General features: G+C 70.5%; 16 protein-coding genes. 10 read left to right on the forward strand and 6 right to left on the reverse strand.

The features are described from left to right. Positions 1-58: 58 nt before the first annotated feature. The 6 genes from CDO81_RS13915 to CDO81_RS13945 all read left to right on the forward strand — a co-directional run bounded on the left by CDO81_RS13915 (position 59) and on the right by CDO81_RS13945 (position 7,632). A complete protein-coding gene (locus tag CDO81_RS13915; protein WP_088483822.1) occupies positions 59-2,152 on the forward strand; it encodes a 3-hydroxyacyl-CoA dehydrogenase NAD-binding domain-containing protein in 2,094 nt (697 codons plus the stop codon). 174 nt (positions 2,153-2,326) lie between these two features. Next, positions 2,327-3,502 (forward strand): acetyl-CoA C-acyltransferase, encoded by a 1,176-nt coding sequence (locus tag CDO81_RS13920; RefSeq protein ID WP_088483823.1) that lies wholly within the window; start codon positions 2,327-2,329, stop codon positions 3,500-3,502. Between the two features lie 128 nt (positions 3,503-3,630). Continuing rightward, the gene (locus tag CDO81_RS13925; RefSeq protein WP_420893063.1) at positions 3,631-5,427 is read left to right on the forward strand and encodes an acyl-CoA dehydrogenase; all 1,797 of its coding nucleotides are present in this window, start codon (positions 3,631-3,633) and stop codon (positions 5,425-5,427) included. Positions 5,428-5,442: 15 nt separating this feature from the next. Continuing rightward, positions 5,443-6,234 carry an SDR family oxidoreductase gene (locus tag CDO81_RS13930; RefSeq protein ID WP_088483825.1) on the forward strand — a complete coding sequence of 264 codons (792 nt, stop codon included), beginning with the start codon at positions 5,443-5,445 and terminating at the stop codon, positions 6,232-6,234. A gap of 18 nt (positions 6,235-6,252) precedes the next feature. Further along, a complete protein-coding gene (locus CDO81_RS13935; protein WP_088483826.1) occupies positions 6,253-6,726 on the forward strand; it encodes a PaaI family thioesterase in 474 nt (157 codons plus the stop codon). 264 nt (positions 6,727-6,990) lie between these two features. Continuing rightward, positions 6,991-7,632 (forward strand): RpiB/LacA/LacB family sugar-phosphate isomerase, encoded by a 642-nt coding sequence (locus CDO81_RS13945; protein WP_088483828.1) that lies wholly within the window; start codon positions 6,991-6,993, stop codon positions 7,630-7,632. A gap of 84 nt (positions 7,633-7,716) precedes the next feature. Here CDO81_RS13945 and CDO81_RS13950 read toward each other — a convergent pair whose 3' ends face one another. Next, positions 7,717-8,094 carry a LysR substrate-binding domain-containing protein gene (locus CDO81_RS13950; protein ID WP_241516998.1) on the reverse strand — a complete coding sequence of 126 codons (378 nt, stop codon included), beginning with the start codon at positions 8,092-8,094 and terminating at the stop codon, positions 7,717-7,719. Between the two features lie 49 nt (positions 8,095-8,143). On the opposite strand from CDO81_RS13950, the gene CDO81_RS28820 reads away from it, so the two are divergent. Next, the gene (locus CDO81_RS28820) at positions 8,144-8,320 is read left to right on the forward strand and encodes a carboxymuconolactone decarboxylase family protein (protein WP_241516999.1); all 177 of its coding nucleotides are present in this window, start codon (positions 8,144-8,146) and stop codon (positions 8,318-8,320) included. Between the two features lie 30 nt (positions 8,321-8,350). After that, positions 8,351-10,633: a DEAD/DEAH box helicase gene (locus CDO81_RS13955; RefSeq protein WP_088483829.1), complete on the forward strand. Its 2,283-nt coding sequence runs from the start codon at positions 8,351-8,353 to the stop codon at positions 10,631-10,633. Here CDO81_RS13955 and CDO81_RS13960 read toward each other — a convergent pair. The 3 genes from CDO81_RS13960 to CDO81_RS13970 all read right to left on the reverse strand — a co-directional run bounded on the left by CDO81_RS13960 (position 10,630) and on the right by CDO81_RS13970 (position 13,846). Continuing rightward, a complete protein-coding gene (locus CDO81_RS13960; protein ID WP_088484053.1) occupies positions 10,630-11,418 on the reverse strand; it encodes a glycoside hydrolase family 19 protein in 789 nt (262 codons plus the stop codon). The genes CDO81_RS13955 and CDO81_RS13960 overlap by 4 nt on opposite strands. 95 nt (positions 11,419-11,513) lie before the next feature. Continuing rightward, on the reverse strand, positions 11,514-12,338 hold the full coding sequence (locus CDO81_RS13965; RefSeq protein ID WP_144397247.1) for a substrate-binding periplasmic protein: 825 nt from the start codon (positions 12,336-12,338) through the stop codon (positions 11,514-11,516). Then, a complete protein-coding gene (locus tag CDO81_RS13970; protein ID WP_162293494.1) occupies positions 12,335-13,846 on the reverse strand; it encodes a glycine betaine ABC transporter substrate-binding protein in 1,512 nt (503 codons plus the stop codon). Before CDO81_RS13970 ends, CDO81_RS13965 begins: the two co-directional genes overlap by 4 nt. Before the next feature lie 131 nt (positions 13,847-13,977). Here CDO81_RS13970 and CDO81_RS13975 point away from each other — a divergent pair, with 131 nt between their 5' ends. Then, complete coding sequence (locus tag CDO81_RS13975) at positions 13,978-14,181, forward strand: hypothetical protein (RefSeq protein ID WP_088483831.1); 204 nt, start codon at positions 13,978-13,980, stop codon at positions 14,179-14,181. Positions 14,182-14,249: 68 nt separating this feature from the next. On the opposite strand, the gene CDO81_RS13980 is transcribed toward CDO81_RS13975, so the two are convergent. Both CDO81_RS13980 and CDO81_RS29220 read right to left on the reverse strand, forming a co-directional pair. Beyond that, complete coding sequence (locus CDO81_RS13980; RefSeq protein ID WP_088483832.1) at positions 14,250-22,766, reverse strand: GH36-type glycosyl hydrolase domain-containing protein; 8,517 nt, start codon at positions 22,764-22,766, stop codon at positions 14,250-14,252. Between the two features lie 251 nt (positions 22,767-23,017). Then, positions 23,018-23,239, reverse strand: a complete 222-nt coding sequence (locus CDO81_RS29220; RefSeq protein WP_158218278.1) for a hypothetical protein — start codon at positions 23,237-23,239, stop codon at positions 23,018-23,020. A 137-nt stretch (positions 23,240-23,376) separates the two neighbouring features. Between CDO81_RS29220 and CDO81_RS13990 the strand changes: the two genes are divergently transcribed. Next, positions 23,377-24,876, forward strand: a complete 1,500-nt coding sequence (locus tag CDO81_RS13990; protein WP_088483833.1) for a tripartite tricarboxylate transporter permease — start codon at positions 23,377-23,379, stop codon at positions 24,874-24,876. Positions 24,877-24,893: the final 17 nt, after the last annotated feature.

A 24,893-nucleotide genomic window follows, 5' to 3' on the forward strand; every position in this document is an offset into this window, starting at 1 on the left:
TCTATTTCTGGGCCGGCTGCAGGAGACGCGGCACGGCCCGCCAACCGAGGTCGTGCCCATGACAGCCCATTACGAAGTTCGCGGCAACGTTGCCGTGATCACGCTCGACAACCCGCCGGTCAACGGCCTGGGGTTTGCCACCCGTGCCGCCGCTGCCGCTGGCATCGAGCGCGCTAAAGCCGATGCCGCCGTTGCGGCCGTCGTCATCACCGGGGCCGGCAAGGCCTTCTCGGGCGGTGCCGACATCAAGGAGTTCGGCTCGCCCAAGGCCTTGGCCGAGCCCAACCTCTTGAGCCTGATCGGCGTCGTCGAGAATTGCAGCAAGCCGGTGGTGGCCGCCATCCACAGCGTCTGCATGGGCGGTGGCCTGGAGCTGGCACTGGGCTGCCATTACCGTGTGGCCCAGACGGGCACCAAGGTCGCCCTGCCGGAAGTCAAGCTGGGCCTGCTGCCCGGCGCCGGCGGCACGCAGCGCCTGCCCCGCGCCCTGGGCGTGGAGCCCGCGCTCAACATGATCGTCAGTGGCGAGCCGGTCGAGGCGCAGATGCTGGCCATGGTCCCGGGGCAGAAGCTGTTCGACAAGATCGTGGAGGCCGCCGTGGTGGATGCTGCCGTGGCCTTCGCGGCCGAGGTGGCTGACAAGCGCCCGCTGCCGAAGGTGCGCGACCTCAAGGCCCGCCACCCCAATGCCGAGGCCTACTTCCAGTTCGCCCGCAACATGGTGGGCGGCATGAGCAAGAACTACCCGGCGCCGCTGCGTTGCCTGGAGGCGGTGGCCGGTGCGGTGAACCTGAAGTTCGACGACGGCATGCGTGCCGAGCGCGAGGGTTTCGCGGCGCTGATGCTCACGCCCGAATCCAAGGCCCTGCGGCACCTGTTCTTTGCCGAACGCGTGGCCAGCAAGATTGCCGACGTGCCCGAAGACACCCCGCTGCGCGAGATCAAGAAGGTCGGCGTCATCGGCGCCGGCACCATGGGCGGCGGCATCTCGATGAACTTCCTGAATGCCGGCCTGCCGGTCACGATCCTGGAGACCAAGCAGGAAGCGCTGGACCGCGGTGTCGCGACCATCAAGAAGAACTACGAAGCCCAGGTCAAGAAGGGCAAGCTCAAGGAAGACAAGTACGCCGCCCGCATGGCGCTGCTGTCCACCACGCTGAGCTACGACGACCTGAAGGATTGCGACCTCATCATCGAGGCGGTGTTCGAGGAGATCGGCGTCAAGGAGGCGGTGTTCAAGCAGCTCGACGCCGTGGCCAAGCCCGGCGCCATCCTGGCCTCCAACACCTCGACGCTGGACGTCGACAAGATCGCCTCGTTCACCCAGCGCCCGCAGGACGTGGTGGGCATGCACTTCTTCAGCCCTGCCAACGTGATGAAGCTGCTGGAGGTGGTGCGCGGCAAGGCCACCGCCAAGGACGTGCTGGCCACGGTGATGGCCATTGGCAAGAAGATCAAGAAGACGGCGGTCGTCTCCGGCGTCTGCGACGGCTTCATCGGCAACCGCATGATCGAGCAGTACAGCCGCCAGGCCGGCTTCCTGCTGGATGAGGGCTGCAGCCCGCAGCAGGTGGACAAGGCCGTCGAGAAGTTCGGCTTCGCCATGGGCCCGTTCCGCATGGGCGACCTGGCCGGCAACGACATCGGCTGGGCCATCCGCAAACGCCGCTATGTCGACAAGCCCGGCATGAAGTACTCCGCCAGCGCCGACCGCCTGTGCGAACTGGGCCGTTTCGGCCAGAAGACCGGCGCCGGCTGGTACGACTACCAGCCGGGCAAGCGTGACGCGATCCCGTCGCCGGTGGTGGAAGAGATGCTGGCCAAGCACCGCGAAGCCATTGGTGCCAAGAAGCGCGACATCAGCGACGAGGAGATCGTGCACCGGCTGGTGTTCGCCCTCGTCAACGAGGCGGCCCATCTGCTGGAAGAGGGCATCGCCCAGCGTGCATCGGATGTCGACATGGTCTACCTGACCGGCTACGGCTTCCCGATCTGGCGCGGCGGCCCGATGTGCTACGCCGACACGGTCGGTCTCTTCAACGTCGTGCAGGCGATGAACCGCTTTGCCAAGAACCCGATGGACGACGGCGCGTTCTGGACGCCGGCGCCGCTTCTGGCGCGACTGGTGGCAGAGGGCAAGAGCTTCACCTGACCATCGCCTGAATAAACACAGCCACAGAGACACAAAGGCACAGAGGAATTCATGAGTTCAGAGGTTCTCTCTGTGTCTATGGGCCTCTGTGGCTTTGTTCGATGCTGAAGACATTGAGTGCCAGACCGCCCGAGCGAAGCGAGTAGCTCTGGCACCAACTGACTAGGACAAGACATGAGCAACGCACTGATCGTCTCCACCGCCCGCACCCCGCTGACCAAGAGCTGGAAGGGCGCCTTCAACATGACCCATGGCGCCACCCTTGGCGGGTGGGCCGTCAAGGCCGCCGTCGAGCGCGCCGGCATTGAAGCCGGCGCCATCGAGGACGTGCTGATGGGCTGCGCCAACCCCGAGGGCGCGACCGGCGCCAACATCGCACGCCAGATCGCGCTGAAGGCCGGCCTGCCGGTGTCGGTGAGCGGTGTCACCATCAACCGCTTCTGCTCCAGCGGCCTGCAGACCATCGCCATGGCCGCCCAGCGTGTCATCGCGGGTGAGGGTGATGTCTACATCGCCGGCGGCGTGGAGAGCATCTCCTGCGTGCAGCAGGAAATGAACAAGCACATGCTGGCTGACCCGTCCCTCCTCAAGATCAAGCCCGAGATCTACTGGACCATGCTGCAGACCGCCGAGAACGTGGCCAAGCGCTACAACATCTCGCGCGAGCGCATGGACCAGTACGGCGCGGCCAGCCAGCAAAAGGCCTGCGCCGCCCAGGCCGCCGGCAAGTTCGCTGACGAAATGATCACGGTGACCACCACCATGGGCGTGGCCGACAAGGTCATGGGCCTGATGAGCAAGGAAGTGACCGTGTCGGCCGACGAAGGCCTGCGCGAGGGCACCACCTACGAGGGCATCAAGGACCTGCGCACCGCGCTGCCGGGCGGCGTCATCAGCGCCGGCAATGCCAGCCAGTTCAGCGACGGCGCGGGCGCTTGCGCGGTGGTCAGCGAGCAATACGCCTCCACCCACAACCTGAAGCCCCTGGGTCGCTTCCTGGGCTTTGCGGTGGCTGGCTGCGAGCCCGACGAAATGGGCATCGGCCCGGTGTTCGCCGTGCCCAAGGTGCTCAAGAAGCTGGGCCTGACGGTGGCAGACATCGACCTGTGGGAGCTGAATGAGGCCTTCGCCGTGCAGGTGCTGTACTGCGCCGACACGCTGGGCATCCCGATGGACAAGCTCAACGTCAACGGTGGCGCGATTGCGGTGGGCCACCCCTACGGCGTGTCGGGCCAGCGCCTGACGGGCCATGCCCTCATCGAAGGCAAGCGCCGTGGTGCCAAGCGGGTGTGCGTAACCATGTGCATCGGCGGCGGCATGGGCGCTGCCGGTGTGTTCGAAGTGATCTAACCCACCCCCTACCGGCTTCGCCGGCCCCCTCAAGGGGGCGAGCCGCGCAGCCCGGCAAAGCCGGATTTGCGGGTTCTGCTGGATGAGTCGGCAGGGCTTGGCCCTGCCTCAATGATGAGGGAGTGCGCATGCGCGAGACCCTGGATTTCCTGCTGTTCGACTGGCTGAAGGCCGGTGACCTGACCACGCGTGAGCGCTTCGCCGAGCATTCGCCGGAGACCTTCGGCGCAGTGCTGGACACCTGCGAGAAGATCGCCCGCGAGAAGTTCGCCCCCTTCAACCGCCTGGCCGACACCCAGGAGCCGCACTTCGACGGTGAGCGCGTGCACCTGCCTCAGGCCACGCATGACGCGACGCGCGCCTATGCCGAATCCGGCATGCTGGCCGCGGCGCAGGACTACGACGTGGGCGGCATGCAGCTGCCCTGCGTCATCGAGATGGCCGGCAATGCCTTCTTCAGCAAGGCCAGCGTCGCCATGGGCGGCTACGCCATGCTCACGTCGGGCAACGCCAGCCTCTTGATGGCCCACGGCACGCCGCTGCAGCGCGAGGTGTTTGCCAAGAACGAGTTCGCGGGCCGCTGGTTCGGCACGATGTGCCTCTCCGAGCCGCAGGCCGGCTCGTCGCTGTCCGACATCGCCACCCGCGCCGAGTTGGAAGACGACACCGACCCGCTGGGCCCGCGCTACCGGCTGACCGGCAACAAGATGTGGATCTCCGGCGGCGAGCATGAGATCACCGAGAACATCGTGCACCTGGTGCTGGCCAAGATCCCGGGGCCGGACGGCAAGCTGATCCCGGGCACCCGGGGCATCTCGCTGTTCATCGTGCCCAAGCGGCTCGTCAACGAGCGCGCCGAGCTGACCGGCGAGCGCAACGATGTGGCACTGGCCGGCCTCAACCACAAGCTCGGCTACCGCGGCACCACCAACTGCCTGCTGAACTTCGGCGAAGGCCGCTTCACGCCAGGCGGCCGCAAGGGCGCCATCGGTTACCTGGTGGGCAAGCCGGGTGAAGGCTTGCGCTGCATGTTCCACATGATGAACGAGGCGCGCATCGGCGTGGGCCTGGGCGCGGTGATGCTCGGCTATGCCGGCTACGAGGCGAGCCTGGACTACGCCAAGCAGCGGCCGCAGGGCCGGCCCATGACGGCCGCCGGGAAAGACGCTGCCAGCCCCCAGCGGCCCATCATCGAGCACGCCGACGTGCGCCGCATGCTGCTGGCGCAGAAGAGCTATGTCGAGGGCGGACTGGCGCTGGAGCTGTATTGCGCACGTCTTGTCGACGAGCTGCACACCGGCGACGACCCCGCCGGTGCGCAGGCGCTGCTGGACGTGCTCATCCCCATCGCCAAGAGCTGGCCGAGTGAGTGGTGCCTGGAGGCCAATTCGTTGGCCATCCAGGTGCTCGGTGGCTATGGCTACACGCGGGATTTCCCCGTGGAGCAGTACTGGCGCGACCAGCGCCTGAACATGATCCACGAGGGCACCCACGGCATCCAGGCGCTGGACCTGCTGGGCCGCAAGGTGGTGCAGCAGGGTGGGGCGTCGCTCGCAGCACTCGCCGCCCGCGTGCAGCAGACGATCGAGCGCGCCATCCAGACCGGCTGGGCGCCCCAGGCCAACCAGCTCGCCGCCGCGCTCGCGCAGGTGGGCGGCGCCACCAAGAAGGCGTGGAGCACCGGCGAGCCCGAAGAAGCCCTCGCCAACGCCGTGCCCTATCTGCAGGCCTTCGGCCACACCGTGCTGGCCTGGCTATGGCTGGACGTGGCGCTGGCTGTCAGCGGTGACAGCGCCTTCGCTGAGGGCAAGCGCGCGGCTGCCCGGTATTTCTTTGCCTACGAGCTGCCGAAGATCGGCGCCTGGCTCGACGTCGTCGCACGGCGCGAGCCGCTGTGCCGCGAGGTGCAGGCCGACTGGTTCTGAATCACAGGAGACAACATGAGCACGAAAGTCCAAGCCCTTTTCGACCTCACCGGCCAGGTCGCCCTCGTCACCGGCGGCTCGCGCGGCCTCGGGCTGCAGATTGCCGAGGCCCTCGGCGAAGCCGGCGCCAAGATCATGCTGACCTCGCGCAAGGCCGCCGACCTGGAAGAGGCCACGGCCCACCTGCAGGCCCGCGGCATCGATGCGCGCTGGATCGCGGCCGACGCGGCCAAGCCCGAGGAAGCGCACCGCGTGGTGGCCGAGACGATGGAGCGCCTCGGCCAGATCGACATCCTCGTTAACAACGCCGGTGCCACCTGGGGCGCCCCGGCCGAAGACCATCCGCTGGAGGCCTGGGACAAGGTCATGGACCTGAACATCCGCAGCCTCTTCGTCTTCGCCCAGGCCGTGGCCAAGGCCAGCATGATCCCGCGCAAGTCGGGCCGCATCATCAATGTGGCGTCCATCGCGGGCCTGTCGGGCAACCTCGGCGCGATGAAGACCATCGCCTACAACACCAGCAAGGGCGCCGCCGTGAACTTCACGCGGGCGCTGGCCGGCGAGTGGGGCCAGCACGGCATCACCGTCAATGCGCTGGCGCCGGGCTTCTTCCCGAGCAAGATGACCAAGGGCCTGCTGGCGGCGGTTGGCGAGGAGAAGATGGCTGCGCATGCGCCGCTGAACCGCATCGGCGATGACGACGACCTCAAGGGCGCTGCGCTGTTGTTCGCCTCGCGGGCCGGCAAGCACATCACGGGTCAGATCCTGGCCGTGGACGGTGGCGTCAGCGCTGTGCACGGTGGCTGACCGCCTGACAATGCGCACATGACCCGCCCCTCGCCCCCGCTCCACTTCCCCGTGCACATTCCCTTCGTGCAGCAGCTCGGCTTCGAGCTGCACAGCCTGGGCCACGGCGAGGCCGAGATCCGGGTGGACCTGCAGGAGGGCCATCTCAACTCCTGGGAGGTGGCGCATGGCGGCGTGCTGATGACGCTGCTGGACGTGGCCATGGCGCATGCCGCGCGCAGCATCCACCGCGACCAGCCGGGCATGGGCCCCGGTGTGGTGACCGTGGAGATGAAGACCAGCTTCATGCGCCCTGGCGAGGGCGAGCTGCGCTGCCATGCCAAGCTGCTGCACCGCTCCACCACCATGGCCTTCTGCGAAGGCTCGGTGTTCGGCGGCGACGGCAAGCTCTGCGCCCATGCCACCGGCACCTTCAAGTACCTGAAGGCCCTGCCCACCCAGGGCCGGCGGCTGAACCAGCTCACGCCCACGCCGCCCGAGCCGGCGGCCTGAGCGGCCTCGGCGACCGGCTGGCCGCGCACCGCGCGCGGTTTTGATCGCGCCGATTTGAAACGGCGTTCCGAAAGCGTGCACAATCACGCCAGCGTCTGCACCTCCAACCCGGGGTGCGCGGTTGGCCAGGCGGCCGTCCGGACCCTGCCGTCCGGCGCCCTCGCGGGGATCTCGCCCCTGGCATGACGGCCTGCGACCGGAGCCCTCTGGCTCCCGCCGCCCGGCCCTTCGCCCACCTCCAGATTCGCCCGAAAGCCACCCGCCATGAAGATCGCCCTCATCATCGAGAACAGCCAGGCCGCCAAGTCCGAGATCGTTCACAACGCGCTCAAGACGGTCGCCGAGCCCCTGGGCCACAGCGTCCACCACTACGGCATGTACACGCCGGAAGACAAGGCCTCTCTCACCTACGTCATGAACGGCCTGCTGGCCGGCATCCTGCTCAACAGCAAGGCGGCCGACTTCGTCGTCACCGGTTGCGGCACCGGCATGGGCTCCATGCTGGCCTGCAACAGCATGCCCGGCGTGTTCTGCGGCCTGGTCATCGACCCGACCGACGCTTTCCTGTTTGGCCAGATCAACGACGGCAACGCCATGTCCATGCCCTACGCCAAGGGCTTCGGCTGGGCGGCCGAGCTGAACCTGCAGGACTGCTACCGCAAGCTGCTGGAGAACGAGCGCGGCGCCGGCTACCCCAAGGAGCGCGCCGCCATCATGGCCAAGAACCGCGGCATCCTGAAGGATCTGAAGGCCGCGTCGTGCAAGGACATGCTGACGGTGCTTAAGACCGTCGACCAGGACCTGCTCAAGGCCGCCGTGTCGGGCGAGAAGTTCCAGGAACTGTTCTTCACGAACTGCCAGGACGACGCCATCGCCGCGCACATCAAGGGCGTGCTGGCTCGCTGAGCGCTGCCGGCTCGCTGCACACAAGGGCCCTGCGGGGCCCTTTCAGCTGGCATCACGCCGCGTCGCAATAGGTCGCGGACCGCTTTAGATGCCCGTGGCGACGAGATGGTCGCCGAAGGCCCTGACCTTGGCAGACTGCCTGCGCTGCGGCGGGCTCACGAGATGCAGGGGCAGGTCTTGCACGGTCCATTCCGGCAGCAGCCGCTCGACCTCGCCATTCGCCAGTTCTGCCTCGAAGAGAAACAGCGGTGCGTACCCGATGCCCATGCCCGCCAGCACCGAGGCCCGGATGACCTCGCTGGCATTGGTCTGCAGGTTGCCGGCGGCACGCACCGTGTGCACGCTGCCTGGGGAAGCGCCCGCGCCCGGCCCGGCGACAAAGCTCCAGGCATTGCCGCGCGCCAGTTCGCTGTAGACGATGCAGTTGTGTGCCAGCAGGTCGTCGGGATGCCGCAGCGGCACGGCACCGTTCGACCCCAAGCTCGATGCGCTGGCACGTTTGGTGAAGCAGGTGGCGCTCGACCGCGGGCACGCCGAGGCAGCGCTGCTGGATGCGTTCTTTGCCGCCGGCTGGACGCAGGAGAACCTGGTCGACACGCTGGTCGTCATCGGCGACAAGGTGGTCAGCAACTACCTGCATTCGACGACGCAGATCCCGGTCGACTTTCCCGCCGCTCCCGCGCTCTGAACTGCGGCGCCAAGCTGCGAGACTGTCGCGATGGCGCCTCCTCCCCAGCTCACCCTGCGCACCCTGACCCGCGGCGACGGGCTGCTGGGCCTGCGCCCCCGCGGGGCGCTCGGGCCGCGAGGTGAGCAGGTGACGGTGGCCACGCTGGCGCAGCGCGATGCCGATGCCGAGCAAGCCCTGGTGCAGCGCGGGCTGGTGGCCCTGGACCCCGCGCTGTTGCAATGGCGCGGCACGCCGGCCGCGCTAGGCGGCGCGTCGTTGTGGACCACGCCGCAGGAAGAGTTCTTCGGCGACTTCCACGCCGAGCAGGTGCCTGCCCTGCAGGCCTTGGGCTGGCAGGTTCGCACCGAGCCCGGCTTTGCGCACCACAGCCAGTTCGTCAGCGGCTGGCAGCTCGGCCTGACCGAAGCGGTGGACGAGGCCGCCCCCAAGCCCAGCCGCCGCGTGCAGGGCCTGGGCCTGGAGCGCCGCCGCGGCGCCTGGCTGGTGAGCCTGGGCATCGAGGTCGAAGGCAAGCCGCTGGACCTGGCGCCGCTGATCGCCAACCTGCTGCGGCGCGACAAGCGCTGGCTGGACGCCGTGGCCATCGCCGCCATCGAAGACGACGCCGTCATCTCGCTGCGCGCCCCCGGCGGCCGTCGCTATCACACGCCTGCCGCGCCGCTCAAGCTCATGATGCTGGCGCTGCTGGACCTGCTCAAGCCTGCCGAACTGGAGAAGGGCAAGCCCCTCAAGCTCGATGCCTGGGACGCCGAGCGCCTGCGCGGCCTGCAGGAGGACGAGCGCAGCCGCTGGACGGTCCACGGCGATGCCGGCCTGCGCGCCATCGGCCAGCAGCTGCTGGCTGCCGGCCGCCCGGCTGCGGTGGCCCAGCCTGCCGGCGTGGCGCTCGCGCTGCGGCCCTACCAGCTCCATGGCCTGGCCTGGCTGCAGCATCTGCGCGAGCAAGGTCTGGCCGGCATCCTGGCCGACGACATGGGCCTGGGCAAGACGGCGCAGGCCCTCGCCCACATCGTCTGCGAGCAGGCCGCGGGCCGGCTCGACCAGCCCGCACTGGTCGTCGTGCCTACCTCGCTGCTCTTCAACTGGCAACAAGAGGCCGCGCGCATCGCCCCGGGCCTGCGCGTCACCACCTGGCATGGCGCGGACCGCACCGCCGCCCAGCTCGCTGATGCCGACGTCGTGCTGACCACCTACGCCCTCGTCTGGCGCGACCTGCGCACGCTCGCCGCGCAGCCCTGGCATCTGCTCATCCTGGACGAAGCCCAGTCCGTCAAGAACGCCCAGGCCCGCGCCGCGCGCGCCTTGCGCCGGCTCAACGTACGCCACCACCTCGCCCTCACCGGCACGCCGCTGGAGAACCACCTGGGCGAGCTGTGGTCGTTGTTCGACCTCTTGATGCCCGGCTTCCTGGGCGATTCACGCAGCTTCGCGCGGCACTGGCGCAAGCCCATCGAGGTCAACCGCGACGGCCCGCGCGCCCGGTTGCTGGCCGCACGGGTTCGGCCCTTCATCCTGCGCCGGCTCAAGACCGAGGTGGCCACCGAGCTGCCGCCGCTGACCGAACTGGTGCGCCGCGTGCCGCTCGTGGGCCATCAGAAGCAGCTCTACGAAAGCGTGCGCGTGGCAGCGGACCACCTGGTGCGCCGCATCCTGGAGCGCGACGGCTTCACGCCCACCAGCCTCATCAGCGTGCTCGACGCCATGCTCAAGCTGCGCCAGGTGTGCTGTGACCCACGGCTGGTCAAGGGCATGGCCATGGCGCCGCACACCGAGCGCGCGAAGCTCGACTGGCTGCGCGTACACCTGCCTGACCTGGTCAGCGAGGGGCGCCGGATGCTGGTGTTCTCGCAGTTCACCGAGATGCTGGACCTGATCGCCGCCGAACTGCAGGCGCTCGGGCTGCCCCACCTGAGCCTTACCGGCCAGACGCCAGCCGCTCAGCGCGGCGACATCGTGCGGCGCTTCCAGGCGCGCGAGGTGCCGCTGCTGCTGGCCAGCCTCAAGGCCGGCGGCGTGGGCCTGAACCTGACCGCGGCCGACACCGTCATCCACGTCGACCCCTGGTGGAACCCGGCCGTGCAGGCCCAGGCGAGCGCGCGAGCGCACCGCATCGGGCAGAGCCAGCCGGTGTTCGTCTACCAGCTCGTGGCCGAAGGCAGCATTGAAGAGCGCATGCTGGAGCTGCAAGCCCGCAAGCGTGCCCTGGCCGACGGCCTGCTCGGCCACGACGACGGCTCCGCCCTGGCCAAGTTCAGCCTGCCCGAGATCGAGCGGCTGCTGGCGCCGCTGGGTGAGGACGCGGACGGTTAGAGCCCCAGCAACGCCTTGGCCCGCGCCAGGTGCTCCAGCCGGTCGTCCAGGCCGTTGTAGCCGCCGTTGATGCGCTTGGTCACCGCGCGGGCGTCGTCGGCTTCGGCGAGGGGGGGCAGGCCGTTGTGCTGCCAGAACCAGCAGGCCACGTCCACGCAGGCGACCGGGTCGAGTGCGATGCGGTTGGGGTCGCTGACGTAGTCGATGCCGGTGAACTCGCTGTAGTCGCGGTAGTTGGCGCGGCCGGTGAGCTGGATCAGGCCGCGTCCCTTGAAGCGAGGGCCGTCGCCGGGCTGGGTGTTGCCCAGGTCGACGCGGCCTTCGTAGGCGCTGCCGCTGGCCAGTTCCTCGGCATACAGCAGCGAGCCCGACTCGTGGGCCAGTTGGGCGATGAAGTGGGCAATCTGGCGCGGCGTGTCGATGCCGTAGCGCGTCATGCCCTTCACGAGCGGTTCGTAGTAGAGGTCGATGCGCTTGGGCATCGCGCGCGGCATGACCAGGCCAAGCTTGTCCTTGGTCGGGCCGGGCGGCAGGCCGGCCAGCAGGCGGGCCATGGTGGCGTCGCCCGGCGTGACGAGGCCGTCTGACTCGCGCAGGCCCATCGCGCGGGTCTCGAAGGCGCGGATGGCGTCGATGGTGTTGGGGCCGATCTGGCCGTCCACGCTCAGCGGTGGGCGGTTGTCGGCGCGCCAGGCTTCGCTGTTCAGGTTGAGCAGGACCTGGACGATGCGGACGTCGGCGACGTCGTTGCGGGCCGCCAGCCCGACGCTCTTGGCAATGCACATGGGGGGCTCCTGGCAGTCAGTGCCCGGCACCATAGGGCCATTGCGGCCCGGCGCTCATCCTCAACGCAAAGGAGGCGGGCGCCGGCGGCAGGGCGTCAGGGCAGGGGCCGGATGCTGCCGGCCAGGCTGCCCGGCGGATGGAAATCGTTGAAGAGCTGCCACACCCGGCCCGCGCGGGCCTGCTGCTGGAAGGCGGCGCGCAAGGTGCGGCGGTCAGCTTCGCTCAGGGCCTGCCGCGACAGGTAGACGCCGCTCTCCGACCAGCCCAGCTCCTCCAGCGCTTCGGTGCGCAGCTGCTTGACCAGCGGCGCGAGCTCGGCCTCCTGCACGAGGGTGCTGATCAGGATGGAGGCGGTCATCACCGTGCCCTGGGCCAGGCCCTGGCGCAGGGCGCGCACCACGCCGCTCACGTCGGCCTCCTCCACCAGGCGCTTGCGGGCGCGCAGCTGCGTGATCGCGCTGTCGTAGGCCGGCCCGAAGCTGAAGCCGCGCACCACGACGAGCCGAAAGTCCGGCTGCGCCATCAGCTCGGTCATCGAGCGGGGCAGGGCACGGTCGCCCCCCAGCGTGATGAGGCTGGCGCGTACCTGTACCAGCGGCACGAACTCGCCATGCTGGTTGCGGGCCGGGGAGACCGAGGCCGGGATGAGCAGGTCGGCCTGCCCGGTCTCGAACATCTTCTGCAGCCGCGCCCGTGGCACGCGCTGCAGTTGGAACTCGCAGCCGGTGGGGGCGCTCATCTCGCGCAGCAGGGTGGGATAGACGCCGCCGAAGCCGTCGTCTTCAAAGCTCACGCTCAGGCCGATGGCGGCCAGCGGCACCGTCATCGCGCGGCTGCAGGTCGCGCTCGCCTGGGCCATGGCGGCCAGGCTCCATGCGGCGCAGACTGCGCTGATGGCCTGTCGAGTCCTCGTCCTCATGCCTGAACATCCTTGTTCTTGTGGTGCCGATTGTGCGCGAGGCGGCGTTCCAGGGTGTCGAACAGGATTTGCACGAGGACGGCCAGCACCGCCGCCGGCAGGGCGCCGGCCAGCATCAGCTCGGTGTCGTTGACGGCCAGACCGGCCACGATGCGCTCGCCCAGGCCGCCCGCGCCGACGAAGGCTGCGACGGTGGCGGTGCCAACGTTCGTCACGGCCGCGATCTTCACCCCCGTCATCAGCGTGGGCAGGGCCAGGGGCAGCTCGATGCTGCGCAACGTCTGCCCGCGGGTCAGGCCCAGCGCCAGGGCGGCGTCCACCAGGCCGCGCGGCACGGCCTGCAGCCCGGCATGTGTGTTGCGCACGATGGGCAGCAAGGCGTAGACGAAGAGCGCCAGCAGCGCCGGCACGAAGCCGATGCGCCCGACCCAGGCGATCAGGAAGGCCAGCAGGGCCAGCGACGGCAGCGTTTGCAGCAAGCCCGCGGCGGCCATGACCGGCCCCGCCAACCGCGGAAGGCGGTGAGCGGCCAGGCCGAGCGGCACGGCCACTGTCACAGCCAGCGCGAGTGAGGCCAACACCAACAGCAGATGCTGGGCCAGCAGGCGCGGCAGGTCGGGCGCCATCAGTCGTGCCGTCAAGCCCTGCGCAGCGGTGGGCGCCGCCTGGCCGAGAAAGCTGCGCGCCACGTCGGCAAACGGCCGGCCATCCAACTCGGCGGCGGCATTGAGCCGTGTCATCTCGGCCTCGGGCAGGCGGCCGGCGAGGGCCTGCAGAGGGCGCTCATCCACGCCGGTTCGCATCAGCAGCACCGCGTCGTAGCGCGGGAAGAAGCCCAGGTCATCGCGCAGCACCCGCACCGGCTGGCGGGCGAGCTGCGCATCGGTGGTGTAGACGTCGATCAGGTCCACTTCGCCCCGGGCCAGCGCGGCATAGGCCAGGCCGTGGTCGAGGCCGGCGCCGGGGGTGAGCTTGAGGCCATAGGCGCGCTGCAGCGCCGGCCAGCCGTCGGCGCGTGCGAGGAATTCATGCGACAGCCCGGGCTTGAGCGCGGGCGCCAGGCGTGCCAGGTCCGACAGCGTCGCCAGCCGCAGCCGGGTGGCATCCGCTTCGCGAATGGCCAGCGCGTAGCTGTTGTTGAAGCCCAGCGGCACGGCCGCCTTCAGCCCGAGCGGCGCGAGCCAGGCGTTGATCTGGCTCAGGGGCGCCTGGGCGTCGGCCGGCGCGGTGCGCTGCAGGAGCTCGCGCACGATGGTGCCGGTGTACTCGGGGTAGAGGTCGATCTGGCCCTTCTGGAGCGCGGCCGCCAGGATGGCGGTGTTGCCCAGGCCCTGGCGGTGTTCCGCTGCGATGCCGGCGCGGCTCAGGGTCTGGGTGACGATTTCGCCCAGGACATAGCTTTCCGTGAAGCGCTTGGAGCCCACCTGCAGCGCGGGGGACGCCGTGGCCACGCCGGCCCAGGCGGCGATGCACAGGAGCGCCAGGCGCAGCAGCAGGCGGGTCGTCATGGCTGCATGGTGCCTGAGGCGCGCGAAGCCGCGCATGTCGGACAAGCCCTACAAGACGTTGCCGCGGTGTCCGAATGCAACCGCGAGCGGTGCTGCCTAGAGTTGTCGGCATCGTTCACTAGGAGTCCGTCATGTCCCGCGTCACCGATCCGATGCTGCGTCAGCACACCGACAGTCTCGACCTTCACCTGCGCCAGTGCCGCAACCTGTCGGACCTTCGCTTGCGCCTGCTGTGCTCGCTGGAAGCGATGGATGCCGCCATCAGCGAGCGCGTGTTCACGACCGTTGTGCTGGGTAGCACGCTGATGGCCGCGGTGCTGAGTCTGGTGGTCTGATCGGCTCTTGCCCGGTGACGACGGCGGCCTGCGGGCCGCCGTTGTCATTGGGGCGAACCGCCCCGCGGTCACAGCACGGCCGCCGTCTCCACGCCACGGGCCGCGACGCCTTCCGCCACCGGCACCCACAGCCGCAGCGGCTCGGCCGACGCGTCCAGCGGCAGTGCCACGCCGGGCACCAGGGTCTGGTGTCCAGCCGGCGCCGCCTTGCCTGCACCGCGCGGTGCCCGCTCGACCAACACCTCCACGCGCCGCCCCTGCTGCTGCAGCCGCACGCGGGCGCTGGCCCAGTGCGGCGGCAGACAAGGCTGCACGCGCAGCACGCCGCCGGCCAGCTTCACGCCACAGATCGACTCCACCGCGGCGCGCAGCAGCCAGCCGGCGGCGCCGGTGTACCAGCTCCAGCCGCCACGGCCCGCGTGCGGGGATGCGGTCTCGATGTCGCCAGCCACCGCAAACGGCTCCAGCCCATAGGGCTCGCCGTGGGCGCCCCGGTGGGCCGGGCTGATCGCGGTGAACGCGGCCCAGGCGCGCTCTGCCTGGCCGAGATGGGCGCTGGCCATCAGCGCCCAGGTGGCGCCGTGGTTGTACTGGCCGCCGTTCTCGCGCACGCCACCCGGGTAGGCCTGGATGTAGCCGGCCGGCGGCTGGTGGTCTTTCAGCGGCGGCCACAGCAGGCGCAGCAGGTGGGCGTCACGGTCATGCAGCTCGCGCCAGGCGCTGTCCAGCGCCTGGGCGGCGCGCTCAGGCTGCGTCGCGCCCGTCAGCACGGCCCAGGCCTGCACGATGAGGTCGATGCGGCATTCGCTGGCGCTGTGCGTGCCCAGCACGCTGCCGTCATCGAACCAGCCGCGGCGGTACCAGTGGCCGTCCCACGCGTGGGCATCCAGGGCCGCGGCCAGCGCCTTGCGGGCCTCGCGCCAGCGATCGGCACGCGCCGCGTCGCCACGGGCGCGGGCCAGCGGCTCCAGCGCATCGATCACCGCGCACAGGAAGAAGCCCATCCACACCGACTCGCCGCGGCCTTCGGGCCCGACCCGGTTCATGCCGTCGTTCCAGTCGCCGGTGCCGAACAGCGGCAGCCCGTGCGCACCCACGGGCAGGCTCACGTCGATGGCGCGCGCGGCATGTTCGTAGACGGTGGCGAGGTCGTCACTGATGGCGGGTATCTCGTACACATCTTCCTGCCCCTCGGGCACCGGCCGGCCGTGCAGGAAGGGCAAGGTCTCGTCGGCCAGCGCGGTGTCGCCCGTGCGCTCCACATACAGCGCGAGCGCCAGCGACAGCCAGAGCCGGTCGTCGGCGAAATGGGTGCGCACGCCGGCCCCCGCCGGCTCGTGCCACCAGTGCTGCACATCACCCGGCGGGAACTGCCGAGCCGCATGCCGGCGGATCTGTGCCGCCAGGCGCTGCGGCGCATGCTGCACCAGGGCCATTGCATCCTGCAGCTGGTCGCGAAAGCCAAAGGCGCCGCCGGCCTGGTAGAAGCCCGCCCGCGCCCAGATGCGGCAGCCCAGCACCTGGGCGGGCAGCCAGTGGTTGACCAGGGCATCGAAGGCCGGGTCGGGCGTGTCGACCTGCACCGGTCGGCTCAACGCGCGCCAGACGTCGCGCTGGCCGGCCAGGCGCTGCAGCGGGTCGGCCCGCCACGCCAGGCCCGCCTGTTCACGGGCTTCGGCCAGGCTCGGCGCATGCCCGAGCAGCACGGTGGCATGCCAGGCATGGCCCGGCTCCAGGCGCAGCGGCACGGCGAGCAGCGCAGCCGGGTCGGTGGCCGGGCCGGCGAGGCCGTCCAGCGCGTGGGGGGCCACCAGCCGGCCTTCGTCGTCGAACAGCAGGCGGCGGTCACCGCTCGCCTCAGGCGTGGCCGTCCAGGGGCGCGGCAGGTTGAGGTCGGGGCTGAAACCGGCGTCCTCGGGCCAGGGCCAGAGCGCGTCGTCATCAGCCAGCGCCGGCAGCTGCTCGCGGGGCTGGTCCTCCGCGCGCGGGGGCCGCAGCGCGAGCCAGGCGGTGTGGCCGCCGAAGCCGTTCAGCCCGTCGGCCTGCGTGCCCAGCGCCAGCAGCGGCCCATCGCCCGGCAGCTTTTCCAGCCGGGTGACCACGCTGCGCCGCGCGTTGCCGTCCATGCCCAGCTGCCACTGGGCCGCTGCCAGCAGCCGCATCGGCCGCGGCGGCTTGCCGGGTGCGGCATGCAGCTCCACCTGGCACTGCTTGACGGCCGTCTCGGCATCGACCGTCCACCGCAGCCTCACCACCAGGCCTGGCAGCTGGAACGCCAGCGCGGTGGCGCCCGGCACGTGGGCCGCCATCTGCGTGTCGCTCGCGCGGCCCAGCAGCCAGGCCTTGCCGCTGGCCAGGCAATGCAGGATGAGCCATTCACCCGGCGAGTCGAGCAGGGCGTCGTTGGACCAGGGGGTGATCTGATGCAGCCGGCTGTTGCCGGCCCAGCTCATGCCAGCGCCGCGTTCGGACACCTGGCAGCCGAACTGCTCGTTGGCGATCACGTTCACCCAGGGTCGCGGCGGCTGCGCCTGAGGGCTCAGCATGAAGCGGCAGGCGCCGTTGCCGGTGTCGAAGCGGTGCTCGGGCGCCGGCAGTCCCGGCAGGGCCGGCGCGGTTGAGACCCGGGTGGCCCCCGCCGCGCGCCGCGCCTTGGCGGCCTGCTCGTGCACGATGCCCAGTCGCTCCAGCTGCTGGGCCAGCGGCCGGCCATCGGCAAACCAGCGTACCCGTGCCAGCAGGTTGAGTGCCAGGCGGGTGTCGGGCCCGACGGTCTCGTCGGCCAGCACATGCACCCGGCAGCGCCCGCCCATGGCGTGGGCCTGCTGCTCGGCCAGTGAGCGCAGCGCGCGCGACACGGGCGCGAGATAGGACGGCGGCTCGGCATCCAGCACCACCACATCCACCGGCATCGGGCTGCCCTGGGCCTGCAGCAGCGCGCACAGCTCCCTGACCATGACGACGCCCGTGGCATCGGCCACGCGCACCAGCAGGATGGGGTCGTCGCCCGAGATGCCGTGGCGCCACAGGGCGTCGCGCTCGAACCCGGTCTCGGGCACCGGCATGGCGTCGCGTGCCGCCTGGGCCGTCAGCAGGGTCTGCAGGAACAGGCCCGCCCGCCAGGCGCCGGGCGCCAGCGCAGCGCCCTGGGTGCGTACTGCGGCCATGGTGTGGGCCAGCGTCAGGGCGCGTTCGCACAAGGCCGGCTGGCGGTGCTTGTCCAGCAGATGCTCCAGCGTCTGCGCCTCGTGGGCGGCGGCCGTGGCGAAGGTGAGCGTCACGCTGGCACCCGGCGGCAGGTGCATGACCAGGTGCAGCAGCGACAGCGGGTCATTGCCGGTGTCCAGCGCCCCGGCTGCGGTATGCAGGCCGGCGACGTCGGTGCCGAGCAGGGCCTGCACGCCGGCATGCGCGATGACGCCGCCCGGCTGCCCGGGCGCACCGCCGCGGGCCAGCCAGTGGGCCCGGTCAGCGGCGGCGCGCACGGCGTCGAGCCGCGCGCCTCCGTCCAGCTCGGCGCCCACCAGCGCATGCATCGCGTGCACGGCCGCCTCGCCGGGGCTGCGCGGCAGTCGCTGCCAGTGCAGGGCCTGCTGGGCCGGGTTCCAGCGGGCCTGCAGGAAGAGTTTGCCGAAGGCCGGGTGGGCCAGGTCGGCACGCGCCGGCGCTAGCACGGGCTCGAAGCTCGACACCAGCGCCAGCCGGCGCGCCCGCTGCGAGAGGTTGCGCAGCGTGATGCGGCGCAGCTCCACATCGTCTTCCACCGCCACCCACACCTCGGTCTGGGCGTGCAGGCCTTCGCCTTCTGCGGTGAACTGCGCGCTGGCGGGATGCAGCCGGCAGCCGTAGCGCCATTGCGGGCCGGGTGTCGGCTTGAAGGTGAGCGAGCGCCATGGGCTGGTGTCGGGTGCGCCGTTCCAGGCGAGGTCCAGGTCGCGCAGGTGCAGGTGGTGACCGAGCAGATCCTGGGGCAGGTCGTCGCGCCAGCGGCTGATCAGCACCGGCTGGCCCGGCTCGCCCCAGACCAGCGTGCCGCCGCCGTGCTCTCGCAGCATGGCGCCCAGCCGCGCATGACCCAGCCAGGTGGTGGCGGGCAGGGCGCGGCCATGCAGGTCCGGCACGACCAGCGAGATGCGCGCCCGCCGGGGTGCGCTGCGCACCGTGCGGGGCGCGGGCTCGCGCAGTGGTGGCACGCGGTGCGGCGCGCGCTCATGCAGCAGCCAGCGCACGGCACCCAGCCGCGGCTCGGCATCGGCCCAGCGCTGGGGGGCGCCGCCGCACAGCACTTCAGTCAAGGCCACGAGCGACATGCCCTGGTGGTGGCTCATGGCGGTGCCGATGCGCTGGAAGCGTTCCCGGCGCTGGGGCGTCGGCGCATCAGCCGGCGGCTCGGGTTGGCGGCTGGCGGTGTAGTCCAGCGCTTCGACGAAGCCGCCGTCATGGCGGGCGCCGAGGGCCTGCAGCGCCCGCAGGTTGGCCACCGCCGCGCGCGGCATCACCATGGTGGCCATCAGCGTGGCGTAGGGGGCGATGACGACTTCATCCGGCGGCGTGTCACGCAGGGCGAGCGCCGCCACGCCTTGCGGGCCGTACTGGTAAGCCAGGCTCTGGTCGCGTCGCGCATAGGCGCTTTCCGACACGCCCCAGGGCAGACCGGCCGCGCGGCCGGCGCGGATCTGCTCCATCACGGTCGCTCGTGCCGCCTCTTCGAGTGCGCTCCCTGCGGGTTCGTCGAGCACCAGCGAAGGCATGAGCATTTCGAACATCGAGCCCGACCAGCTCTTCAAGCCGGTGAGGCGGCCACGCGAGAAGAAGGGGCGGCCGAGCGCCCCCCAGTGCGCAGGGGGCAGGTCGCCCTTGGCGATGGCCACCAGGCTGGCCAGCCGTGCCTCGGAGGCGAGCAGGTCGTAATGGTTGGCATCGAGCTTCTCGGTGCCGTGCTCGCAGCCCGGGGCCGCCATCGCGCCGATGTGCAGCAGGCGGCGCTGCGGGTCGTAGAGCCAGCGGAAGTCATGCGCCAGCGCCAGCGCCCGGGCGCGCGCCGCGACGGCCTGCAGGGCCTCGGCGACGGCCGGCGGCGGTGGCATGCCTTCGCCCCCGCGGGCGAAGCCCTCGCAGGCCGACGCCACCACCAGCAGGTGGGCGCACAGGTTGCCGCTGTCCACGGCCGAGACATAGGGCGGCTCCAGGACCGTCAGCCTTTGGGTGTCGATCCAGTTGTAGAAGTGGCCGCGGTGACGGGGCAGCCGCTCCAGGGTGTCGAGCGTGCGTCCGACGCGCTCGGCCAGGCCGACGTCGTGCAGCCAGCCGAACTCGCGCGCACAGCAGGCTGACAGCAGGTACAGGCCGATGTTGGTGGGCGAGGTGCGGTGGGCCACGGCCACGTCGGGGTCGAACTGCACGTTGTCGGGCGGCAGGTCATGGTCGTCGGCGGTCACCCAGCGCTCGAACCAGCGCCAGGTGTCACGCGCCACGCTGAGCAGGTACTGGCGCTCGTCATCGCCGATGGCCTCCCGGCGCGGCCGGGTGCGTGGCCGGCTGGCCAGCCCGATCCACAGCGGCGCCAGGGCCCAGATGGCGAGCATCGGCAGGGCGATGCGCCAGTCGATCGGGCGACCCACCAGCGCCGGTGTCATCAGCAGCAGGGTCAGCACGCCGCTGGCCAGCGTCAGGCGCCGGTGCTGCTGCAGCAGTGAACGCCAGTCGGTGCGGGCGGCGGCTTCGGCAGCGTCGGCGGTGGTCCACTCCAGCAGGTGGCGGCGGCTCACGCGCTGGCGCCACAGGGCGCGCACGATGGCATCGACGCTGAGCCAGGTCGCCTGGGGCAGCATGGCCACGTGCCAGGCCATGCCGCCCAGGGCGCGGCCCAGCTCGGTCGCGGCCTGGCGGTAGAAGCGCGGCAGCGACACCGGCTCGCCCGAGGGCGCGCTGGCCGCTAGGGCCCCCATCAGCGGCCCCGCCCCGAAGGCTGCGCAGACCAGGCCGAGCGCATAGGCCGGTGTCAGGCCCACGCCGAGCCACGAGCCCACCAGCAGCAGCAAGGCTGCCGGCGGCACGAGGGAACGGCGCAGGTTGTCCAGCATCTTCCACAGGTGAATGGCCCGCAGGCCCCAGCGGCGGGGCTGGGTGATGAAGGGCAGCAGTTGCCAGTCGCCGCGCGTCCAGCGGTGGATGCGCGAGGCGGCCACGTCGGCATGCATGGGCGCGGCCTCCACGAGCACCACGTCGCTGACGCCGGCGCAGCGCATCAGCGAGCCCTCCAGCAAGTCGTGGCTGAGCACCTGGCCTTCGGGCAGCCGGTGCGCCAGCACCTGCGCGGCGGCCTGCACGTCGATCAAGCCCTTGCCGGTGGCGCTGCCTTCGTCGAACAGGTCCTGGTAGACCTCGGAGCTGGCGGCGCTGTAGGGGTCGAGCCCCGGCTGGCCGGCGAACAGGCTGTGAAACCAGGTGCCATGTACCGTGGAGCTGCCCGCCGCGGTGGCCAGCGGCGTGGCGATTCGGGGCTGCAGCATGCCGTGGCCGCGCACCACGGTGACGGCGCCCTGCGCATGGCGGGCCACGCGAGGCCGGTTCAGCGGATGCGCCGCCACGGCCACCAGCGCCCGCAAGGCGCCGGGGGGCAGGGCGGTGTCGGCGTCCAGCGTGATGAGGTGGCGCGTGCCCGGCGCCGGTTGCGACAGCTCGCCGAGGTCGATGAAACGGTCGGGCCAGCGCTCGGCCGGCTCGCCCGCCAGCTGCGAGATGAGGGCCTCGGTCTTGCCGCGCTTGCGTTCCCAGCCGATCCAGCGCTGCTCGGTCTCGCTCCAGCGGCGTGCGCGGTGCAGCAGCAGGAAGCGCGGCCGGCCACCGCAGGCGCTGCCGTAGCGCTCGTTGAGTGCCTCGATGCCCCGGCGCGCTTCGTTCAGCAGCGCCTCATCCTGCGGCTGGTGCTCGGTCTTGGCATCGCCCCAGTCACTGAGCAGCGCGAACTGGGCTTCGTCCTCCTGGTTGGCGAGGTGGTGGCGCTCCAGCTGCGCCAGCAGCGTGGCAATGCCCTTCGGCCGCGTGAGCATGCAGGGGATGACGACGAGCGTGCGTGCCGTGCGCGGCAGGCCACGGGGCCAGTTCAGCCGAGGCAGTCGCGCGGGTGGGGCCGATTCGCTGATCAGCCGGTTGGCCAGGGCCACCACGGCCTCGCTGGCCGGCAGCAGCGACAGCAGTACGGCGGCCACCACCATCGGCCAGTGCGCCGCGGGCGGGAGCCCCAGCACCAGCAGGCCGACTTCCGTGATGCCCAGCAGCAGCGCGAGGCTGCCGAGGTAGAGCCCGCCGCGATGCCGCCGCAGGGCGGCGCGCCAGCGCTCGCCGGCAGTGGGCTTGCGTTGAAGTTCATCCAGCAGCCGCCGCCAGCCCGGGCCGCTGAGCCAGTGCAGTGGCGCGGTCTCCTCGGCGTCGTCGGGCCAGCTCGGGTCGTTGCACAGCCGCTGCAGTGCCTCGGCCACCGCGGCCTCGGGCAGGCCGTGGCGCTCGGTCAGGGCCTCGATCGCATGCAGGGTCAGGCCCCGCGTGGCCTCGTCTTCCTGCTGGTAGACGTCGATGCTGCTCAGGGCGCGCAGCGTCGGGTGCACTTCGTCGAAGAGCCCGGCCCAATCGGCAGCGCCCAGGTTGCGCAGGCTGCCGATGGCGTTGCGGATGCTCTGATGGTCGGCCGCGCTTTCGGCCTGCTCGGCAGCCTGGGCGGCCACCGCGTCGGGCAGGGCCTGCTGGAGCCAGTCGCGCGTGGCTTGCCAGGCGGGGCCGGCGTCCTCTTCCGAGTCCGGGCGGCCCAGCGCGTGGTCGGTGAGTCGTTCATGCAGCCGCAGGGCCAGTGCCTGCACGGCGGGGTCCTGCGGCCAGGCGGCCTGCCACTGCCGGAGCTGTGACGTCACCGCGCCGGCATCGAGTTGAGGCAGGGCCTCAAAGAGGCGCTGCGCCGCGCGGCGTCCGAGGTGGCGCCAGGCGGCGCGTTCCGCCAGCCGGCGCAGGTTTTCCACCAGCACCACGCGCAAGGTGGAGGGCAGGGCCCAGAGTTCACGCAGGGTCAGCGCCTCGACTTCGTGGTGACCGCCTAGGAAGTGGTGCAGCAGCGGCAATTCCAGCGCACTGTCCGCATGGGCCACCCAGGCCCACGCGACGCCATAGACCCGCGGCAGGCCCTGCAGCGGTTCGTCTGCCAGACGGGGCAGGCGCTGAAAGTAGCTGTGCGGCAGGTCGTGCAGCACCTCATCGAGCTGCTGCTGCACGATGCGTGCGTTGTCCAGCAGCCAGGCGTGGGCCGGGTCGATGTCCGCCTGCAGGCCTTCCTCCGACAGCACCGCCAGCGCCGCAGCCCAGACCTTCAGGTTGCTGCGCAGCCGAGGCGAGAAGGGCCGCGGCTGCGCGCCGAGGTCATCCACCCGCTGCGCGGCGGCCAGGCTGCGGCCATGCTCGGCAAACCGCTCGGCACCGAACTGCACCGCCCGGACCGGCGCGGCGGCCGCCTGAGCGCCTTGGGCCAGACGAACAAAGGCCTGCGAAGGGCCGGGCGGTGTCAAGTCAGCGGGCTGGGCACGGTTCGAGGCGGTCATGCCCGCACTGTGGGTGCCCGCCCCGGGCGATGACAGCGGCACGGGGCGCGTGCGGCTGTCGGTGGTGTCCTACCCGGCAACAAATCTTTGCGTGCTGTCGGCAATCTGTCCTCTCCAGGAAAGCGCGGTGGCCGCGCGCCTCAGCGGCCCGGAGAGTGGTGGGAGAGGAGACATCTCATGAACGATCGCAACTTGGTGCGCGGCCTCTTCCTGGCGGCGCTGGCTCTGGGCTTTGGCCTCGGTGCGCTGCGCTATCCCATCGGGAGCTTCGCCCATGCCGGGCCAGGCCTGTTCCCGCTGCTGGTCAGCTCGCTGCTGCTGCTGGTGGCGGTGGTGAGCCTGGTGCGTGCCCGGCTCGTGGCGCGCGTGCCGCTGGACTGGCGCTGGCGCAACATCGGCTTGCTGCTGCTCGCCCTGTGCGGCTTCGCCTTGGTGAGCCAGCACTTGAAGATGCTGGCGGGCATCGTGTTCATGGTGTTCGTCGCCTCGCTGGCGGCGTCATCTTTCGTGGGCGCGCAACCTGAAGATCGTGCTCGGCTTGATCGTGCTGGCTTTCGGCTTCCAGAAGCTGCTGGGCCTGAACCTGCCGCTGCTCTGAGGGCCTGCCGTCATGGAGATGTTGCACAACCTCGCCTTCGGCTTCGAGCATGCGCTGACCTGGCAGAACCTGATGTTCTGCGCCATTGGCTGCATCGTCGGCACCCTCGTCGGCCTGCTGCCAGGGCTCGGGCCACTGGCCACGATCAGCATGCTGCTGCCGCTGACCTATTCCATCCCGACGGGTGGCGCGCTGATCATGCTGGCCGGCATCTATTACGGGGCTCAGTATGGCGACAGCGTCAGCGCCATCACGATGAAGATCCCGCATGCGAGCTCCATCGTGGCCTGCATCGATGGCTACCAGATGACCCTCAAGGGCAAGACCGGCCTGGCCTTGTTCACCGCCGGTATCTCCAGCTTCATCGGGGGCACGGTGGCCATCTTCGTGCTGGCGGGGCTGGCACCCAGCCTGGGCGAGGTGTCGCTGATGTTCGGGCCGGCGGACTACTGCTCGCTGATGCTGCTGGGCTTCCTGTGCGTGAGTTTCGTGACCACGGGCAGCCTGCTCAACGGGCTGGCCATGTGCCTGGTGGGCGTGCTGCTCGGGCAGATCGGCACCGACGTGAACAGCGGGCTGGAGCGCTACACCTTCAACCTGCCCTTCCTGGCCGATGGCATCGGCCTGGTCAGCGTGGCCCTGGGCTGTTTCGGCATTGCCGAGATCACCAAGAACCTCGACGCCCGGGAGGAGCGCACCCCGTTCAGCGGCGTCATCCACCTGATGCCGACCTGGGCGGAGTTCAAGCGCATCCTGCCCAGCGCCCTGCGCGGCAGCGCGGTGGGTTCTGTGCTGGGTATCCTGCCCGGGGGCGGGCCGGTCATCGCGCAGTTTGCGGCGTATGCGCTGGACAAGAAGGTCAGCAAGCATCGCGACGAGATCGGCAGCGGTGCCATCGAGGGCGTGGCCGGGCAGGCGGCGGCCGATGAGGCGGCTGCGCGCACCAGCTTCATTCCGCTGATGAGCATTGGCATTCCGGAGAACCCGGTGATGGCGCTGATGATGGCCGCCTTCGTCATCAAGGGCATCCAGCCCGGGCCCAACATGATCTCGCAGCACGGCGACCTGTTCTGGGGCCTGGTGGCCAGCATGTGGGTGGGCAACGTCTTCCTCGTCGTGCTGAACGTGCCGCTGGTGCGCTACTGGCTGTCGGTGTTCAAGATCCCGTACAGCGTGCTGTTCCCGGCCATCCTGTTCTTCTGCTGCGTCGGGACCTTCAGCGTCAACAACAACCTGCAGGACATCTACATCACCGCCGCCTTCGGGCTGCTGGGCTATGTGTTCATGCGGCTGGACCTGGATGCCGCACCGCTGATGCTCGGCTTCATCCTGGGCCCGATGCTGGAGGAGTATTTCCGCCGGGCGATGCTGCTCAGCCGCGGCAGCTTCATGACGTTCGTGACCCGGCCGATCAGCGCCTCATTGCTGGGCTTGATCGGGGTGTTCGTGGCCTGGCAGATCTGGGGCTTCCTGCGCAGCCGGCGAGTGGCGGGCGAGCCTGTGGCGGCCTGACGCGCAGCGTTCGCCGC

The organism is Roseateles puraquae, assembly GCF_002205845.1.
GTDB lineage: Bacteria > Pseudomonadota > Gammaproteobacteria > Burkholderiales > Burkholderiaceae_C > Pelomonas > Pelomonas puraquae.

Coding starts and splice junctions, on each gene's coding strand:
- CDO81_RS13965 (WP_144397247.1), bottom strand. CDS start 12,338: ATGAGGACGAGGACTCGACAGGCCATCAGCGCAGTCTGCGCCGCATGG.
- CDO81_RS13935 (WP_088483826.1), top strand. CDS start 6,253: ATGACCCGCCCCTCGCCCCCGCTCCACTTCCCCGTGCACATTCCCTTC.
- CDO81_RS13920 (WP_088483823.1), top strand. CDS start 2,327: ATGAGCAACGCACTGATCGTCTCCACCGCCCGCACCCCGCTGACCAAG.
- CDO81_RS13915 (WP_088483822.1), top strand. CDS start 59: ATGACAGCCCATTACGAAGTTCGCGGCAACGTTGCCGTGATCACGCTC.
- CDO81_RS29220 (WP_158218278.1), bottom strand. CDS start 23,239: ATGAACACGATGCCCGCCAGCATCTTCAAGTGCTGGCTCACCAAGGCG.
- CDO81_RS13930 (WP_088483825.1), top strand. CDS start 5,443: ATGAGCACGAAAGTCCAAGCCCTTTTCGACCTCACCGGCCAGGTCGCC.
- CDO81_RS13970 (WP_162293494.1), bottom strand. CDS start 13,846: ATGACGACCCGCCTGCTGCTGCGCCTGGCGCTCCTGTGCATCGCCGCC.
- CDO81_RS13975 (WP_088483831.1), top strand. CDS start 13,978: ATGTCCCGCGTCACCGATCCGATGCTGCGTCAGCACACCGACAGTCTC.
- CDO81_RS13955 (WP_088483829.1), top strand. CDS start 8,351: ATGGCGCCTCCTCCCCAGCTCACCCTGCGCACCCTGACCCGCGGCGAC.
- CDO81_RS13945 (WP_088483828.1), top strand. CDS start 6,991: ATGAAGATCGCCCTCATCATCGAGAACAGCCAGGCCGCCAAGTCCGAG.
- CDO81_RS13980 (WP_088483832.1), bottom strand. CDS start 22,766: ATGACCGCCTCGAACCGTGCCCAGCCCGCTGACTTGACACCGCCCGGC.
- CDO81_RS13990 (WP_088483833.1), top strand. CDS start 23,377: ATGGAGATGTTGCACAACCTCGCCTTCGGCTTCGAGCATGCGCTGACC.
- CDO81_RS13960 (WP_088484053.1), bottom strand. CDS start 11,418: ATGTGCATTGCCAAGAGCGTCGGGCTGGCGGCCCGCAACGACGTCGCC.
- CDO81_RS13925 (WP_420893063.1), top strand. CDS start 3,631: ATGCGCGAGACCCTGGATTTCCTGCTGTTCGACTGGCTGAAGGCCGGT.